Origin of the sequence: Bradyrhizobium sp. SHOUNA76 (assembly GCF_023006445.1) — a bacterium.
Taxonomy (GTDB): Bacteria; Pseudomonadota; Alphaproteobacteria; order Rhizobiales; family Xanthobacteraceae; genus Bradyrhizobium.
This window is the reverse complement of sequence record NZ_JALBHA010001087.1, coordinates 1-600: the sequence shown is the minus strand read 5'-3', so window position 1 is coordinate 600 and position 600 is coordinate 1. Positions and strand designations below refer to the sequence as shown.

The 600-nt window shown below is 67.5% G+C and carries 1 pseudogene; it reads right to left on the bottom strand.

Going from position 1 to position 600, the window contains the following annotated elements:
- Positions 1 to 342: pseudogene (locus tag MOV74_RS39890) on the bottom strand (hypothetical protein); the annotation flags it as partial.
- Positions 343 to 600: the final 258 nt, after the last annotated feature.

Here is a 600-nt window from a genome sequence, read left to right as displayed (position 1 = left end):
CACGGCCCCGGTCTGCGACGCAACGTATTCGGCACGCGCGTTCTGCACGGATTGCGGCGCGGTTGAATCGGTATCTTGCGCGTCGGGCGTCGCCTGCGCGGTCTGGGAGGCTTTGTCGCCGGCGGCGCGCAGATACCAGCACTGTCGCTTGGTCGTGCGTTCGAGGCGATAGTACCAATGCTGCCCCTGCGGCGCGGTGCCCTTCGGCGATGCGAGGCAGTCGGCGGCCGCGTTGGCCGTGCTCGGTGTGTTCGGCGCGTTCTGCGACACGGCGGCCAGTGGCAGGCCGGCAATGACGCTGCCGACCAGCGCGGATACGAATTTTGCGGTGCGGTTGCCCATCCTGGTCTCCCGGTTACGCATGACGCAACTCTTAACCACCCCTTTGTCATCAAAGACTTGGGTGGCAATGAGCCGCAAATCCGGAGAGGATGTGGCTTGAATCGGGCCTGCGCGGCGTTGGTTCCGCCGCGAAGCCGGCGTCTTGCCGGCGTTATTGCTTGGCTGAGGTCCAGGTTCCGCCGCAGCCGTCGGAGCGCCGCCAGGTTCCGGAACCGCTGCGGCCGGCGAGGCGGCCCGCGCCGGTGAAGGTCACGCCCT